The organism is Streptomyces sp. CNP082 (assembly GCF_059570535.1).
The window spans coordinates 65,368-81,284 of sequence record NZ_JCANSZ010000025.1 but is presented as its reverse complement, the minus strand read 5'-3'; the positions used below and the strand labels follow the sequence as shown (position 1 = coordinate 81,284).

Annotated in this window: 16 protein-coding genes and 3 tRNA genes; 13 read left to right on the top strand and 6 right to left on the bottom strand. The window is 74.2% G+C overall.

The window, feature by feature from the left end; all coding sequences use genetic code 11:
• Positions 1–50 precede the first annotated feature (50 nt).
• The 3 genes from B124_RS20520 to B124_RS20510 are packed head-to-tail and all read left to right on the top strand — an operon-like array spanning position 51 to position 3,635.
• On the top strand, positions 51–785 hold the full coding sequence (locus B124_RS20520; protein WP_496504344.1) for a hypothetical protein: 735 nt from the start codon (positions 51–53) through the stop codon (positions 783–785).
• On the top strand, positions 785–2,359 hold the full coding sequence (locus B124_RS20515) for a hypothetical protein (protein ID WP_496504343.1): 1,575 nt from the start codon (positions 785–787) through the stop codon (positions 2,357–2,359). Before B124_RS20520 ends, B124_RS20515 begins: the two co-directional genes overlap by 1 nt.
• Entirely contained in the window at positions 2,346–3,635 is a 1,290-nt protein-coding gene (locus tag B124_RS20510; protein ID WP_496504342.1) for a hypothetical protein, read from the top strand. The genes B124_RS20515 and B124_RS20510 overlap by 14 nt, the downstream gene beginning before the upstream one ends.
• A gap of 192 nt (positions 3,636–3,827) precedes the next feature.
• On the opposite strand, the gene B124_RS20505 is transcribed toward B124_RS20510, so the two are convergent.
• Entirely contained in the window at positions 3,828–4,676 is an 849-nt protein-coding gene (locus B124_RS20505; protein ID WP_496504341.1) for a sterol carrier family protein, read from the bottom strand.
• Positions 4,677–4,730: 54 nt separating this feature from the next.
• Here B124_RS20505 and B124_RS20500 point away from each other — a divergent pair, with 54 nt between their 5' ends.
• Positions 4,731–5,243 (top strand): PH domain-containing protein, encoded by a 513-nt coding sequence (locus B124_RS20500; RefSeq protein ID WP_496504340.1) that lies wholly within the window; start codon positions 4,731–4,733, stop codon positions 5,241–5,243.
• A gap of 24 nt (positions 5,244–5,267) precedes the next feature.
• Here the strand turns inward: B124_RS20500 and purL are convergent, their stop codons facing one another.
• The 3 genes from purL to purS are packed head-to-tail and all read right to left on the bottom strand — an operon-like array spanning position 5,268 to position 8,490.
• On the bottom strand, positions 5,268–7,547 hold the full coding sequence (gene purL / locus B124_RS20495) for a phosphoribosylformylglycinamidine synthase subunit PurL (protein WP_496504339.1): 2,280 nt from the start codon (positions 7,545–7,547) through the stop codon (positions 5,268–5,270).
• Complete coding sequence (purQ, locus tag B124_RS20490) at positions 7,544–8,224, bottom strand: phosphoribosylformylglycinamidine synthase subunit PurQ (protein WP_496504338.1); 681 nt, start codon at positions 8,222–8,224, stop codon at positions 7,544–7,546. The genes purL and purQ overlap by 4 nt, the downstream gene beginning before the upstream one ends.
• Positions 8,221–8,490: a phosphoribosylformylglycinamidine synthase subunit PurS gene (purS, locus tag B124_RS20485; protein WP_496504337.1), complete on the bottom strand. Its 270-nt coding sequence runs from the start codon at positions 8,488–8,490 to the stop codon at positions 8,221–8,223. Before purS ends, purQ begins: the two co-directional genes overlap by 4 nt.
• A 321-nt stretch (positions 8,491–8,811) precedes the next feature.
• Between purS and B124_RS20480 the strand changes: the two genes are divergently transcribed.
• From B124_RS20480 to B124_RS20440, 9 genes are all read left to right on the top strand, one after another.
• Positions 8,812–9,129, top strand: coding sequence for a histone-like nucleoid-structuring protein Lsr2 (locus B124_RS20480; RefSeq protein ID WP_496504336.1), 318 nt, complete (start codon positions 8,812–8,814; stop codon positions 9,127–9,129).
• Between the two features lie 164 nt (positions 9,130–9,293).
• Positions 9,294–9,365 (top strand) — tRNA-Gly (locus B124_RS20475).
• Between the two features lie 74 nt (positions 9,366–9,439).
• Positions 9,440–9,512, top strand: a tRNA-Gly gene (locus B124_RS20470).
• 185 nt (positions 9,513–9,697) lie between these two features.
• Entirely contained in the window at positions 9,698–10,717 is a 1,020-nt protein-coding gene (locus B124_RS20465) for an ABC transporter ATP-binding protein (protein ID WP_496504335.1), read from the top strand.
• Positions 10,714–11,547 (top strand): ABC transporter permease, encoded by an 834-nt coding sequence (locus B124_RS20460; protein ID WP_496504334.1) that lies wholly within the window; start codon positions 10,714–10,716, stop codon positions 11,545–11,547. Before B124_RS20465 ends, B124_RS20460 begins: the two co-directional genes overlap by 4 nt.
• 118 nt (positions 11,548–11,665) lie before the next feature.
• Positions 11,666–12,979, top strand: coding sequence for a sensor histidine kinase (locus tag B124_RS20455; RefSeq protein ID WP_496504333.1), 1,314 nt, complete (start codon positions 11,666–11,668; stop codon positions 12,977–12,979).
• Positions 12,976–13,581, top strand: a complete 606-nt coding sequence (locus tag B124_RS20450; RefSeq protein WP_496504332.1) for a response regulator — start codon at positions 12,976–12,978, stop codon at positions 13,579–13,581. The genes B124_RS20455 and B124_RS20450 overlap by 4 nt, the downstream gene beginning before the upstream one ends.
• Positions 13,582–13,651: 70 nt before the next feature.
• Positions 13,652–13,727, top strand: a tRNA-Gly gene (locus B124_RS20445).
• Positions 13,728–13,830: 103 nt separating this feature from the next.
• A complete protein-coding gene (locus B124_RS20440; protein WP_496504331.1) occupies positions 13,831–14,808 on the top strand; it encodes an HhH-GPD family protein in 978 nt (325 codons plus the stop codon).
• Positions 14,809–15,003: 195 nt separating this feature from the next.
• On the opposite strand, the gene B124_RS20435 is transcribed toward B124_RS20440, so the two are convergent.
• Entirely contained in the window at positions 15,004–15,444 is a 441-nt protein-coding gene (locus B124_RS20435) for a VOC family protein (protein ID WP_496504330.1), read from the bottom strand.
• Between the two features lie 58 nt (positions 15,445–15,502).
• The gene (locus B124_RS20430; RefSeq protein ID WP_496504368.1) at positions 15,503–15,889 is read right to left on the bottom strand and encodes a helix-turn-helix transcriptional regulator; all 387 of its coding nucleotides are present in this window, start codon (positions 15,887–15,889) and stop codon (positions 15,503–15,505) included.
• Positions 15,890–15,917: the final 28 nt, after the last annotated feature.

Here is a 15,917-nt window from a genome sequence, read left to right as displayed (position 1 = left end):
CGGGTGTCGGAGCCGCGGAGTACAGTCGCCATCCGGGAGGGGGTGGCAGCGTGCGGCTTCGAGAGCGTTGGCTTGCCGGGATCACGGCCGCGCTGGTGCTGGTTCTGGTGCTCGGTGCCGGGCAGGCCGCCGCCGAGGACGGGGAGACACAGGCCGCGTATCTCGCCCGGCAGTTGCGCGAGGACCCCGTCTACGTCTCCGATCAGGTGCCCCGCTCGGTCCCGCGCTCGGCGGCGGGGGAGTTCGCCAAGACGGCCGAGAAGACCGGCGTGCCGACGTACGTGCTCGTGCTGCCGGACGCCCCCGCGTTCGCCGATCAGTTGCTCGCCGCCGTGCACGACCGGCTGGGCGAGAACGGGCTGTACGTGCTGATCGATGCCGGCATGTCCTGGATCGACGCCGAGGGGTACGGCGTGGATCTGCCCGTGACGGACGCCAGGTCGGTGACCACGTTCGAGCTGCCCCACGACGTCTGGCCGATCGAGTCGTTCGAGCTCTTCGTCGAGGCGCTGACCTCTGACGACGTCGCCGAACGGGCGCGGGCCGCACGGGAGAAGTACGGCAGCGGGCCCGACGGGCAGTCGCCGACGGCCAGGCCGGAGCCCCTTCACCCCACCCCGGAGGCGCCGGAGAGGGACGACGACGTGTCGGTCACCGACCGGAAGAACCAGAGCTTCCTCACCGGGATATCGCTGGCCGGGCTGCCGCTGCTCATCCTCCTCGTCGGCGCGTACGTCCGGCGCGCACGGCGGCTTCCGTACGCTGCCGGAGAGGGGCGGCACTGATGGGGGCGTGGCTGCGCAGACGGCCGGAGGTCTCCGCCGCCGTCCTGGTCGCGGTGGTCGTCGCGGTGGCCGCCGGCCTGCTGTTCGGCGGCGGCTCCTCGGACTCGGCCGACGCCGGGCCCGCGCCCGGCCCGTCCGCGGCGCACACGCCGACCAAGGCGGATCTGCGGCTGCGGGTCGAGCGGGTCGGCGCGGCGCTCGCCGAGGAGCCGCTCTACTCCGATCCGGAGAGCGAGCGGGTGCTGGACGACGCGGAGCGCCGCGCGCTGCTCGACCGGATCCGTGACTTCGACCACGCGGTCTACATCGCGATCGTGCCGACGCCGCGGGAGGACGAGTCCGGCGGTGACGCCGTGGAGCTGATGCGGCGGCTGCACGAGCGGGTCGGCCACGACGGCGTCTATGTCGTCGCCGATGTGTACACCGGCACCATCGAGCTCGCCAACTACGGCACTCTGCTGGACAGCGACGACCTCGAATACGAGCTGCCCGACCGACTGCCGCGCCCCGACGAGGACTCCGGGGTCGACGACCCGCAGATCGCCGAGAGGCTCGACGCGCTGCTGACCCTGCTGGAAGAGGCGCCGCGGAAGAGCACGCCCGGCGAGCCGCCGTACCGGCCGGGGCGGGAGCTGGACGAGGAGTCCGAGGAGTACGAGCCGGAGCCGCTGCCGTCGGTGTTCGGGGCGGACTTCGGGCCCGGCCTGGCCATCGGGGCCGTTCTGGCGCTGGCGCTGTTCGGCCTGGTGGTCGCGGCGTTGACCCCGTGGCGGGCGCGACGGCGGCGCCGCGCCGCGATGTGGGTGCCGCTGCCCGCCCAGCAGCCGGGCAAGCTGCTCAGGGCAACGCCGGTGATCGCGCCGGGCGCGGCCAGCTTCCGCGCGCCGGGCCGGCCGGTGCTGCACCGGGCGGCGCAGGACGCCGTGCGGTCGCTCGCCCAGCGGTACGCGGCCGTGGCGGACGGCCCCGGCGGACTCGGAGGTCCCGGCAGTCCCGGCGGACCAGGCGCCCCCGGAGGACACGGCAGTCCCAGCGGCCCCGGTGGCCCCGGAGGACTCCGGGGCCCCGACGGGCCCGGCGGACCCGGAGACCCCGGAGGACCCGGAGGACCCGCCGGACCCGGGGTGCTCGGGGGCCCAGGCGGGTTCGGGGGTCACGGCGGCCCCGACGCCGTCCTCCGGGCCGCGGACTGCCTCGATGCCGCGCTGCTCGCGGTGGACGCCCAGCAGGACGGGCGCGTCGACCGCGACGCCGACCCGGCGGCTCTGGTCTGCGCCCTGGTGCTGGCCCGCGCCGGGCACGCGGCCCTCGGCGGCGCCCCGCACGCCACCGCCGACTACCGCTGCTGCCGGAACAACCCGCTGCACGGTCCCGAGACGCCCGGGCCGGGCCCCGTCCCGCTCTGCGCCGGCTGCCGGTACGCCCCCGCGCCGCCGCAGGGGATACAGCTCCAGTTGCCCACCGCCCACGGGCCCGTCCCGTACGACTCCGTCCCCGGCCCGCTGCCCGCCGCCGCAACCGGGATCACCGAACTCATCCGCCAGGTCCGGGAGTACGCCGGTGTGCCGCACTGACTCCGCCAGACGCCTGCTCGCCGCCCTGCTCGCCGGGGCCGTCGCCGTGCTGCTCGGCGCCGGCTCCGCCGCGGCGCAGCCCAGCCCCGCCGAGGAGATCGCCGACGCGCTGAGCCGGTCGCCGGTGTACGTGGACGACGGGTACGAGACCGCGCTCCCGCCCGCCCGGCAGCAGGAGCTGGCCGCGCAGATCGAGGACACCGGGCTGCCGCTGTACGTGGTGGCGGTGCCCCTCACGACGGGCGACGCGTTCGGCGGCGACGCCAAGCAGCTCGCCGGCGCGGTGCACGACCGGCTCGACCGGGATGCCGTCATCCTCACCACCAGCGACTCCAGCGACGTGGTGGAGGGCTGGGAGTGGCCGTACGGCAAGCACCAGGCCGGGCCGGCCGCGGCTGCCGTCTTCCACCTGGACGAGATGCGGGGCGCCGGCCTCGGCACCCGGCTGGCCAAGGCCGTCGAGATCGTCGCCGCGGGCAACGGGGAAGAGGTCTACGATCAGGCCACCGAGGACCTGCGCACCCCGACGCCGACCGCCCCGCCGACCCCCTCCCCGACCACCGGGACACCGGCCGGTCCCGACGCGACGGAGTCGGCCGGCGGCGTCGGCGCCGGCACCGTCGCCCTGATCGCCGTCGCCGCGGCCGTGCTGCTCGGCCTCGCCGGGCTGCTGGTGGTACGCCGCCGCCACGGGCCCAGGGGCCGGGCGCCGTTCGTCTTCCCCCGGGCGGTGTTCGCCGCTGCCGCGGCAGCGGACGAGGCGGAGCTGCGCCGCCGCGCGGAGGCCGAGGTCATCGCCCTCGGCGAAGCGGCACAGGCCCACCCGCACGACGCCGACCCGGCCGGCGTCCAGCGCGCCCTGGACGCCTACACCGCCGCGGGCACCGTGCTCGACGGAGCGCGTGGCCGCGCCGACCTGGCGGGCGTCCTGGCACTGGTCCTCGAAGGCCGCGACGCACTGCAGGACTCACGGGCCGCCCTGCCGCTGTGCTTCTTCAACCCCCTCCACGGCCGCGGCGCCCGCCGCGTCAAGTGGCGCCCCCTCGGCCGCCGCGACCACCTGCGCGTCTCGGCCTGCGCCACGTGTGCGACCGCCGTCCAGGCCCGGCGTGCCCCGGAGGTGCTGACCGAGCGGCTGGACGGCCGCGACCTGCCGTACTTCGAGGTCCCCGCGGAACGCAGCCTCTGGGCCGCCACCGGCTACGGCTCGCTGGCCGGCGATCCGCTGGCGGCACGAGTGGCCCGCGGCGACTTCACCCGCGCCCTGGAGCCCTGACACCGGTCACCCGCCTGCCGGGTCCGCGATGACGGCTCCGGGACCAGGTGGGTCCGCGTCACCGGGCTCATCCCCGCGCTGCCCCACCCGGACACCCGTACGCCGCACGCCGTGCCCCACCCGGCCACCCGGCCACCGGCACTCCGCGTGCCGCACGCCCGCACCCCCCCGACCCCCGACCCCCGACCCGCCTCAGGCCAGCACCGGCAGGACCCCGCTCAGGTCCGCCCGCTCCCCGCTCGCCGACACCGCCCCCTCCTTCCGCGCCGTCGACCACTCCATACGCCCCGTCGCCAGCCGGATCCACGTCAGCGGGTCCGTCTCCACCACGTTCGGCGGCGTGCCGCGGGTGTGGCGCGGGCCCTCTATGCACTGGATCGCCGCGTACGGCGGGATCCGTACCTCCACCGCCGAGCCGGGGGCCTTCGCCGCCAGCGCGTCCGCCAGGACGCGGACGGTGGCGGCCACCGCGCCGCGGTCCAGGGGGACGTCGGCCTCCGCGGCCCGGTTCAGGTCGTCGCTGTGCACGACCAGCTCGACGAGGCGGGTGACGGTCATGTCGCGCGCGGTCATCGGGCCGAAGCGGTGCGGCAGCAGGCGGTCGGTGCGTACGGCCTCCGGCTTGGCCGCCGCCAGCCGCTCCGCCGCCGCGTCGAGCGCGGCGGCGAGCGCCGCCGGCCCCTCCCCGTGCTCCGCGGCGATGCGGTCGGCCTCGCGGCGGGCGCGCTCGTCCAGCCGGTCGGCTATGCCCGCCGTCGACACGGCCCACCTGGGAAGGTCGATGACGCCCGCTCCCCTGCCCGGCGCCGGCGGCGCCGGCTCGGCCAGCAGCCGCGGCGTCGCCTCGACCTGGTCGACGACGTGCGCCAGCAGCAGCCGTACGTCCCAGCCCGGCAGCACCGACGGCAGCGCGAGCCGGCGCTCGTCCAGCGCCCGCGCCGCGGCGCACAGCGCGCGCGCCTGCGCCATCAGCGCCGTCCACGTCTTCTCCGGGTCGTACGTACGCGCCCTGCGGGCCCCGCTCCGCTTGTCGGTCGGCATGACAGGAGCCTACGACCGGGGTGTGACAACGCGGTCGTATGCCACCATGCGCGCATGCCTATCGCCGACCGCTACCTCGCAGAAGACGAGTCGCTGGTGTACGTGACCCGCCAGCACTGGACCACTCTGGTCAACGAGTTCCTCGCACTCTGCGTCATCGGGGTGGCCGCCGGTGCGCTCGTGTGGTGGCTGCCGCGGGACGAGGACTGGGGGAAGTACACCGCCTTCGGGGTGCTGGCGGTGGCGGCGATCTTCGCCTGCTACTTCTGGCTCATCCCGCTGCTCCAGTGGCGCAGCACGCTGTACATCCTCACCACCAAGCGGCTGCACAAGCGCAGCGGCTTCCTGTCCAAGTCCGGCCGCAGCATCCCCCTGACCCGCGTCAACGACGTGTCGTTCCGCGCCAACCTCTGGGAACGGATCATGCGCTACGGGACGCTGAACGTGCAGTCCGCGTCCGAACAGGGCGTGATGACGCTGCGGCACGTACCCGACCCGGAGGGGCTGAAGGCCGAGATCTACCGGGCCGTGGACGCCCTCGGGGGCGGATCCGCGCCCGCGCGCTGACCCGCCCCCGCAGCGCGATGAGGCTCAGGCGAACAGCTCCGGGATCGTCCGCTCGTACGTCTCCCGCAGCTCCGTCAGCGGCAGCGTGAACTGCCCCTGCACCTCCACCGCGTCCCCGTCGACCACGCCGATCCGGGCCGCCGGCAGCCCCCGCACGCGGCACATGTCCGTGAACCGCACTTCCTCGCTCCGCGGCACCGCCACCACCGCGCGGCCCTGCGACTCGGAGAACAGGAACACCGCCGGCTCCTGCTCCTCCGGCACCACCAGCCGCGCGCCGTGGCCGCCCTTCAGGCAGGACTCGACGACCGCCTGGACAAGACCGCCGTCCGACAGGTCGTGCGCCGCGTCGATCATGCCGTCGCGGGAGGCGGAGATCAGGATCTCGGCGAGCAGCCGCTCCCGCTCCAGGTCGACCGCCGGCGGCAGCCCGCCCAGGTGGTCGTGGACCACCTGCGACCAGGCCGAGCCGCCCAGCTCCTCCTTCGTCTCGCCGAGGAGGTAGAGCAGTTGGCCCTCCTTCGCGAACGCCATCGGCGTGCGCCGCGCCACGTCGTCGATCACGCCGAGCACGCCGACGACCGGCGTCGGGTGGATCGGCTGGTCGCCGGTCTGGTTGTAGAGGGAGACGTTGCCGCCGGTCACCGGGGTGCCCAGGGTGCGGCAGGCGTCGGCCAGGCCGCGGCACGCCTCGGCGAACTGCCACATGCCCGCCGGGTCCTCAGGCGAGGGGAAGTTGAGGCAGTCGGTGACCGCGAGCGGCCGGGCGCCGGTGGCGGCGACGTTGCGGTACGACTCCGCCAGGGCCAGTTGCGCACCGGTGTACGGGTCGAGCTTGGCGTACCGGCCGTTGCCGTCGGTGGCCAGCGCGACGCCGAGGCCGCTCTCCTCGTCGATGCGGATCATGCCGGAGTCCTCGGGCTGGGCGAGGACGGTGTTGCCGAGGACGAAGCGGTCGTACTGCGAGGTGATCCACGACTTGTCCGCCTGGTTCGGCGAGCCGACCAGCCGCAGCACCTGGGCCCGCAGCTCGGCGCCGTCCGCCGGCCGCGGCAGCTTCGCCGCGTCGTCGGCCTGGAGGGCGTCGAGCCAGCCGGGGCGGGCCATCGGCCGCTCGTAGACCGGACCGTCGTGGGCGACGGTGCGCGGCGGTACGTCCACGATCTGCTCGCCGTGCCAGAAGATCTCCAGCCGGTCGCCGTCGGTGACCTCGCCGATCACGGTGGCGGTGACGTCCCACTTCTCGCAGATGGCGAGGAAGCGGTCCACCTTCGCGGGCTCGACCACCGCGCACATCCGCTCCTGCGACTCGCTCATGAGGATCTCCTCGGGCGAGAGCGTCGCGTCGCGCAGCGGTACGACGTCGAGTTCGACCCGCATGCCGCCGGTGCCGTTGGAGGCCAGCTCGGAGGTGGCGCAGGACAGCCCGGCCGCGCCGAGGTCCTGGATGCCGACGACGAGGTCCTCGCCGAACGCCTCCAGGGTGCACTCGATGAGCAGCTTCTCCTGGAACGGGTCGCCGACCTGGACGCTGGGGCGCTTGCTGGGCCCCTTTGTGCCGTGGGCATCGTCAAACGTCTCCGAGGCCAGGATGGAGGCGCCGCCGATGCCGTCGCCGCCGGTGCGGGCGCCGTAGAGGATGACCTTGTTGCCGACGCCCGCGGCCTTGGCGAGGTGGATGTCCTCGTGCCGCATGACGCCGACGCAGAGGGCGTTGACGAGCGGGTTGCCCTGGTAGCAGGGGTCGAAGACGACCTCGCCGCCGATGTTGGGCAGGCCGAGGCAGTTGCCGTAGCCGCCGATGCCGGCGACGACGCCGGGCAGCACGCGCTTGGTGTCGGGGTGGTCGGCGGCGCCGAAGCGCAGCGGGTCCATCACGGCGACGGGGCGGGCGCCCATGGCGATGATGTCGCGGACGATGCCGCCGATGCCGGTGGCGGCGCCCTGGTAGGGCTCCACGTACGAGGGATGGTTGTGCGACTCGACCTTGAACGTGACGGCGTAGCCCTGGCCGACGTCCACGACGCCCGCCTGCTCGCCGATGCCGACGAGGAGGGCGTCGGAGGGCGGGGCCTTGTCGCCGAACTGCTTCAGGTGCACCTTGCTCGACTTGTACGAGCAGTGCTCTGACCACATCACGGAGTACATGGCCAGCTCGGCGCCGGTCGGGCGGCGGCCGAGGATCTCGCGGATCTGCTCGTACTCGTTCCGCTTCAGCCCCAGCTCTGCCCAGGGCTGCTCGGCGCCGGGGGTGCCGGAGGCGTGCTTGACGGTGTCGAGGGGGGTGCGCGTCGTGCTGCTCATGCGGTGATCAGCCTCTTGAGGATCGAGGTGAAGAAGCCGAGGCCGTCGGTGCGGCCGGTGCCGATCAGGGTTTCGACGGCGTGCTCGGGGTGCGGCATGAGGCCGACGACGTTGCCCGCCTCGTTGGCGATGCCGGCGATGTCGCGCAGCGAGCCGTTGGGGTTGCCGTCCAGGTAGCGGAAGACGACGCGGCCGGTGGCCTCCAGCTCGTCGAGCGTGTGTTCGTCGGCGGTGTAGCGGCCGTCGATGTTCTTGAGCGGGATGTGGATGTCCTGGCCCGCGGTGTAGTCGGCGGTCCAGGCCGTGCCGGCGTTCTCCACCCGCAGCTTCTGGTCCCGGCAGATGAAGTGGAGGTGGTTGTTGCGCAACATCGCGCCGGGCAGCAGATGAGTTTCCGTGAGCACCTGGAAGCCGTTGCAGATGCCGAGGACCGGCATACCGGACCTGGCCTGCTCGATGACCGTATCCATCACAGGTGCAAAGCGGGAAATGGCGCCGGCCCGCAGATAGTCGCCGTAACTGAAACCGCCGGGGAGCACGACCGCGTCGACCTGGTGCAGGTTCTTGTCCCGGTGCCAGAGGGAGACCGGCTCGGCGCCCGCCAGCCGTACCGCCCGCAGCGCGTCCCGGTCGTCCAGAGAGCCGGGAAAGGTGACGACACCGATACGAGCGGTCACTTCGCCTCTCCCGGGTGCGCGGCTTCCTCGACGCGCACGGTGAAGTCCTCGATCACGGTGTTCGCGAGGAAGGTCTCGGCCATCGTGTTGATCTGCGCGAGGGCGGCGTCGTCGACCGGTCCCTCCACTTCGAGCTCGAAGCGCTTGCCCTGGCGGACGTCGGCGATCCCGGCGAAGCCGAGGCGCGGCAGCGCGCGCTGCACGGCCTGTCCCTGCGGGTCGAGGATCTCCGGCTTGAGCATGACGTCGACTACGACGCGGGCCACTGGCTACTCCCGGTAAGGGTCGTGAAGAAGCGGTGACGACAGCGTACCTTGCGGACAAATCTACCCGGGTAGATATGGGTCGGGCCGGTTACGGTTCCGCATCGCCCGTGATATCTACTTGGGTAAAGGTCCCATTAAAAGTAGGGTCCGCATTGCGACGTGACACGCCGGCTGAATTGCCTGGCTTCCGCGTGAAAATCCGTCGCGATACAAAGGTAAAGCATTGATCAAATAAGCCGGCGCTCCCGTGCCCCCGGTCTGCCGCGCAGGTCGCGCGGCGGGCGGGAAACGGCAGGCGCGACCGACGGAAGGACCGGTTTCGTGGCGCAGCGCGTAGTGGTCAGCCTCTTCGACGACATCGACGGCGGAGAAGCGACCGAGACGGTCAACTTCGGACTCGACGGGAAGTCGTACGAGATCGATCTCAATGCCTCGAACGCCAAGAAACTGCGCAGCACGCTTGCGCCCTTCCTGCGGGCCGGGCGGAAGCGGGCCGCGTCGGGGCGGGCGTTCACCCGCACCGACATCGCGCCCAACCCCGCCACGGTGCGCGCCTGGGCCGGGTCGCAGGGCATGGAGGTGCCGGCCAGAGGCCGTATCCCGAAGAAGGTCTACGAGGCGTTCGAAGCCGCCCACTGAGGCTGCCGCCGGTCCCGCAGCGACCCCGGTCCGGCCGCCCGGCGATCCCTCATCCGGCCGTCCGCCGGGCGCTCTTGGCGCCGTTCACCGGTCCGGCTTGCCATCTGCCCCCCGGGATCCGATAGAGTCGGGGCACGCGCCAAGGGGAGACCCCCCGAGGCCACGCGGGTGTAGCTCAGTAGTAGAGCGCCCTCTTTCCAAGAGGGAGGCGCAGTGTGCGATTCCTGTCACCCGCTCCGCCACACAAGCCCCGTTAGCTGGTGGGGTAGAGTGGAGCACGCGCCGGATGGTGAAAGCTGTTCGGATGCACGCGGACGTGGCTCAGTTGGTAGAGCATCACCTTGCCAAGGTGAGGGTCGCGAGTTCGAATCTCGTCGTCCGCTCAGCAGAGAGCCCCGGCTTCGGCCGGGGCTCTTTTCGTGTGTGCGAAGGTTTCGTGTGCGCGAAAGCGGTCTTCCGCGATCTCGCCCTCGATCTCAGCTGTGACACCGCCCCTCATGACATCTGTCATCGCGTCCGATGACAGCGCGCACTGCACCGGCGCGCGCGGCGGCGGAAACCTGAAGGCATGGTGAGTGCACAGGAGAACGTGATCAGCGCCACAGGGCTGCGGCGCGCGTACGGAGACTTCGAAGCCGTACGCGGCATCGACTTCACCGTCCGCCGGGGCGAGTTGTTCGCCCTGCTGGGCACCAACGGCGCCGGCAAGACCTCCACCGTGGAACTGCTGGAGGGGCTGGCGGAGCCCAGCGGGGGCGAGGTGCGGGTGCTGGGGCGTGACCCGTACCGCGAGCGCGGGCACGTGCGCCCGTACACCGGCGTGATGCTGCAGGAGGGCGGAATGCCCGCGCAACTCACGGTCGCCGAGACGGTACGGATGTGGGCCGGCTGCACGGCCCGGCCGCGGCCCGTGGCGGAGGCGCTGGAGCTGGTCGGGCTCGCGGACCGCCGGGACGTACGGGTGGCGCAGTTGTCCGGCGGCGAGCGGCGGCGGCTCGACCTGGCGCTCGCGCTGCTCGGCCGGCCCGAGGTGCTCTTCCTCGACGAGCCGACCACCGGGCTCGACGCCGAGGGGCGGCACGCCACCTGGGAGCTGGTGCGCGAGCTGCGCGCCGACGGGACGACGGTGCTGCTCACCACGCACTACCTCCAGGAGGCGGAGGAGCTGGCGGACCGGCTGGCGATCATGGCCGGCGGGCGGATCGCCGCGGCCGGCACCGTCGAGGAGATCGTCGGCGCCCACCCGGCGACCGTCTCGTTCCGGCTGCCCGCCGGCTGGTTGCCGGGCGACCTGCCGCCGCTGCCGGAGCTGGGCGTGACGGGGCACGAGCTGGCGGGGACGGGCGTACGGCTGCGTACGGACACGCTGCAGCGGACGCTGACGGGGCTGCTGGTGTGGGCCCGGGACAACGGCGTGGAGCTGGCGGGTCTGGACGCCCGGTCGGCGTCGCTGGAGGAGGCGTTCCTGAAGATCGCGGGCGCCGCGGCGGACGGCCGCGCGGGGCCGCAGAAGGCGCCCGGCCCGGGTGCACGGCCCGCTGCGTACGCTGCCGACGCGGCCCGTACCGACGAGAGGACCGGCCGATGACCACCACCTCAGCCACCTCGGCCACCTCAGCCGCCTCGGCCGCCTCAGCCAGCCCAGCCGCCGGCGTCCCCGGCCCGCTCGCACGGCTCGCCGCTATCGGCCGCGCCGAGCTGACGCTGATGTGGCGCAGCAGGGTCGTGCTCTTCGGCGCCCTGTTCACCCCGGCGGCCTTCGCACTGGCCACCCGGTCCGCCGTCGAGGAGCTGGACCTGTCCGACACCGGCCTCACCGCGGCCACCGTGGTGCTGCCGAGCGCCGTCGTCTTCGCGCTGCTCTTCGTCGTCTACTCGAACCTCGTCATCGTCTACGTCGCCCGCCGCGAGGAACTCGTCCTCAAGCGGCTGCGCACCGGCCTGCTCAGCGACCGCGAAGTGCTCGCCGGCGCCGCGCTGCCCACCCTGTGCGTGGCGCTGGCGCAGTGTCTCGTGCTGGCCGTCGCCGTGACCTTGGCGATGGACTCGCCGGCGCCGGAGGCGCCGCATCTGGCGGTGCTGGGGGTGCTGGCGGGGATGGCGATGCTGACGGTGCTGGCCGCGGCGACCGCGGCGGTGACGAAATCGGCGGAGAGCGCGCAGTTGACGAGCATGCCGCTGCTGGTGGTGTCGATGTTCGGCTCGGGGCTGTTCCTGCCGTTCGAGACGCTGCCGGACTCGGTCGCGGAGGTGGCGCGGCGGCTGCCGCTGTCGCCGGTGGTGGAGCTGGTGCGCGGCGGCTGGACCGGGGAGCTGGGCGGCGGCGCGGTCGCCGAGGCCCTGGCGGTGGCGGTGGCGTGGACGGCGGCGGGGGTGTGGGCGGTGCGGCGGCGGTTCCGGTGGGAGCCGCGGGCGTGAGCACGGCGCAGCCGGTCGTACCGCCGGCCGTGCGCCCGCCGGGGGCGGTGCGCGTACGGTACGACCGTACGGGGCGATCGGACCGGCCGGGGCGATCCGGGCGGAGGGGACGTACGAGATGAGCGAGCCGGACGCGGGCGGGGCACCCGGCCTGGAGGCGGGACCGGACGCGGGACGGGACGCGGGCCCGGACGCGGGACCGGGCACGCCAGGCGGGGTGCTCCGCTGGCTGCACCGCGCCCGGCGCATGAGCGGGCCCGAGCGCTGGCGCCGCTACACCGTCTCCACCATGTACTTCCTCGCCGTCTTCGAGGCCGTGCTGATGGGCGTATGGCTGGACAGCAACCGCGAGGCGGTGGGCCCGGTGCCGTTCGCGGCCGTGGCCGTGCTGCTCCTCACGCACCTCACGCTGCAGGTCAGGCTCTCCCTCACCGCCCCGTACCTCGGTGCCGCAGGCCCCGGCCGCCGGCTGCTCACCGGGCACCTCGCCGTCGTCTCGGCGCTGCTGGCCGCCGGCCTCGCGCTGCGCGCGGCGGACCGGCTGGAGCCGGAGCAGCTCGGGCCGTTCCTGGTCTGGGTGCTGATGTTCGCCGCCGGCCCGGTGGTGCTGGCGCTGCCGCCGCGCCGGAGCGCGGTGGTCGTCGGGGTGCTGTGCGCCGCGACGCTGCTGGCCGCGCTGGCGGTCGGGCCGCGCGGGCAGTGGCTGGCGATCACCGCGCTCACCACGGCGCTGGGCGCGCCCTTCCTGGGGCTCACCTACCGCTCCTCCGCGTGGGGCGTGAAGCTCGTCGACGAACTGGACGCCGCCCGCACCGTCCAGGCCCAGTTGGCCGTCGCCGAGGAGCGGCTGCGCTTCGGCCGCGACCTGCACGACGTACTGGGGCGCAACCTCGCCGTCATGGCGCTCAAGAGCGAGCTGGCCGTCCAACTGGCGCAGCGCGGGCGGCCCGAGGCCGCGGACCAGATGGCCGAGGTGCAGCGCGTCGCGCAGGAGTCGCAGCGCGAGATCCGCGCCGTCGTACGCGGCTACCGCGCCGCCGACCTGCACGCCGAGCTGGCCGGCGCCCGCGCGGTGCTGCGCGCGGCCGGGGTCGACTGCGAGGTGGACGAGGCGGCTCCGGGTGCGCGGGCGGCGGTGCCGGAGGGGGCGCGTTCGGCGCTGGCGTGGGTGGTCAGGGAGGGGACGACGAACGTGCTGCGGCACGCGGACGCCCGCACGTGCACGGTGTCGCTGCGGGCCGCGGACGGCGTGGCCGAGCTCGTCATGGACAACGACGGCGCCCCCGCCGCCGAGCCCGGCACCCCCGCCGACGGCGCCGGGCTCACCGGGCTGCGGGAGCGGCTGGCGGCAGTCGGCGGCACGCTGAGCGCACAGCGCACGACCGGCGGGCGGTTCCGGCTGGCGGCCCGTATCGACCTGGAGGTGCCGTGATCCGCGTCCTGCTCGCCGACGACGAGCACCTGATCCGCGGCGCGCTGGCCGCGCTGCTGGCGCTGGAGGACGACCTCACGGTCGTCGCCGAGGCAGCCGGCGGCGACGAGGCGCTGGCCATGGCCCGCGCCCACCGGCCGGACGTCGCCGTGCTGGACCTGCAGATGCCGGGGCTCGACGGCGTCGCCGTGGCGGCCTCGCTGCGTACGGCGGCACCCGGCTGCGCGGCGCTGATCGTCACCAGCCACGGGCGCCCGGGGGCGCTGAAGCAGGCGCTGGCCGCGGGGGTACGGGGCTTCGTGCCCAAGACGCTCTCGGCGCAGCGGCTGGCGGAGGTGATCCGCACGGTGCACGGGGGCGGCCGGTACGTCGACCCGGAGCTGGCGGCGGACGCCATCGCGGCGGGCGACTCCCCGCTGACGCCGCGGGAGGCGGAGGTGCTGGAGCTGGCGGCGGACGGCGCCCCGGTGTCGGACATCGCGCGCCGCGCGTCGCTGACGCCGGGGACGGTGCGGAACTACCTGTCGTCGGCGATGGCGAAGCTGAACGCGGAGAACCGGCACGCGGCGGCCCGGATGGCGAGGGAACGCGGCTGGCTGTGAGGGCGGACCGGCCGCGGCCGGTCCGCGGCCCCCGTACCGGGGTATAGTGGGCAGTCGCCCCTATGGGCGCGCGGACGTAGCTCAGTTGGTAGAGCACGACCTTGCCAAGGTCGGGGTCGCGAGTTCGAGTCTCGTCGTCCGCTCCACGCACCGGCGCACCGCCTTCTCCGCGCCCGCCGACGTCACAACACGCAAGGCCACGGCGCTGCCCGGGCCACCGCCCCTTTCTGTGCCAGGATCAGGGGTGCCATGACTGCGACCACAGCAAGTACCGCATCCGCGCCCGCCCCGGCCGGCGCCGCGCCTGCATCCGCGCCCGCCCCCGCCGGCGCCGCGCCCGCGTCTGCGCCCGAGCCCGCGGCGCTGCACGGGCCAGTCCTCCAGTGGTTCCACGAGCACGCCCGCGACCTGCCGTGGCGCCGGCCGGAAGCCGGCCCCTGGGGCGTCATGGTCAGCGAGTTCATGCTGCAGCAGACGCCGGTGAGCCGTGTGCTCCCCGTCTACACGCAGTGGCTGAAGCGCTGGCCCCGCCCCGCCGACCTGGCCGCCGAGGCGCCCGGCGAGGCCGTGCGCGCCTGGGGCCGGCTCGGCTACCCGCGCCGCGCCCTGCGGCTGCACGCCGCCGCCACCGCCATAAAGGAGCGGCACAACGGCGACGTGCCCAAGCGGCACGCGCAGCTCCTCGCCCTGCCCGGCATCGGCGAGTACACCGCCGCCGCCGTGGCCTCCTTCGCGTACGGGCAGCGGCACGCCGTGCTCGACACCAACGTCCGCCGGGTCTACGCCCGGCTGGTCGGCGGCAGCGAGTTCCCGCCCGGCGCGACGACGGCCGTGGAGCGCCGCGTCGCGCGCGAGCTGCTGCCGGAGGAGGACGCCGAGGCGGCCCGCTGGGGCGCCGCGACGATGGAGCTGGGCGCGCTCGTCTGCACGGCCCGCAAGCCCGACTGCGGCAACTGCCCGGTGGCGACGCTCTGCGCCTGGCGGCTGGCCGGACACCCCGCGCATGCGGGCCCGCCGCGCCGCACGCAGACGTACGCCGGCACGGACCGGCAGGTGCGCGGCCGGCTGCTGGCCGTGCTGCGGGACGCGGACGGGCCGGTGCCGCAGCATCGGCTGGACGCCGTGTGGCACGAGCCGGTGCAGCGGGCGCGGGCGCTGGACAGCCTGGTGTCGGACGGGCTGGTGGAGCCGCTGGCGGAGGGGCTGTACCGGCTGCCGCAGGGCTGACGGCCGCCGTCTGCCCGAGCACCGGGCAGCGGCCCCACCGCCCGGCCACCCGGCACCCGCCCGGCCGGGGATACCCCGCCAGGCCCCACCGCCGCAGAGCACCCCGCGTCCCGGCAGCCGTCGGCCCCGTGGCGCGCCGACCCGTCCCGCCGGCGCGTGCAACCCGCCGCCCGCGCCGGAGGCGACCCCGCGGCGTCAGGCCCAGGGCTTGCTGTGGTCAAGACCGCCTTCCCGCCGCTGCGTGAGCGAATACCAGTTGCCGCTGTCGTCGCGGAATATCGCCTCGGTCCCGTATGGCCGCTCCTGCGGCTCCTGGACGAAGTCCACCCCCCGGGCCCGCAGCTTCTCGTACGTCGCCCGGCAGTCGTCGGTGTGGAACGCCCCGGCACCCAGCACGCCCTTGCTGACGAGCGTCGTCAGCGCCTCGGCCGACTCCGGGTCGAGGCCGGGTCCCGTGGTCCGCATGAGGGCCAGCATGACGTCCGGCTGGCCGGGGACCCCGACCGTGATCCAGCGCATGCCCTCGCCCATCTCGATGTCGTCGCGGATCTCGAAGGCGAGCTTGTCGGCGAAGAAGTCGCGGCTGCGCTCCTGGTCGGTGGTCCAGACGGTGGCGATGGCCAGGTTCGTGATCATGACGTTCTCCCAGGTGGATGGCGCTTCGGCAGTGCGGCCACGCTAGGCGGGCGGGGCCTCAGCCGGCTTCCTCAGAATTGCGCTCCTTGATCCGGGGGTCGAACCCGCCGGCCCACAGCAGCGCGAAGCAGCCCGGTATGAGCGCGGTGCCGCGGCCCACGTGCGCGTGGCGGTACGCGCTCGGGGACAGCCCCGTACGCCGCTTGAAGCTGGCGGAGAACGTGCCGAGGGCGGAGAAGCCGACCAGGTGGCAGACCTCGGTGACGGAGAGGTCGCAGGTGCGCAGCAGGTGCTCGGCGCGCTCCAGGCGGCGGCGCGTCAGATACTGCCCGGGGGTCTCGCCGTAGGCGGCCTTGAAGGCGCGGATGAAGTGATACCGCGAGTAACCGGCGTGCGTCGCCACCGCGTCCAGGTCGACACTCGGATCGGCCCAGTCGCGGTCCATGGCGTCCTTGGCGCTGCGAAGAGCGCGC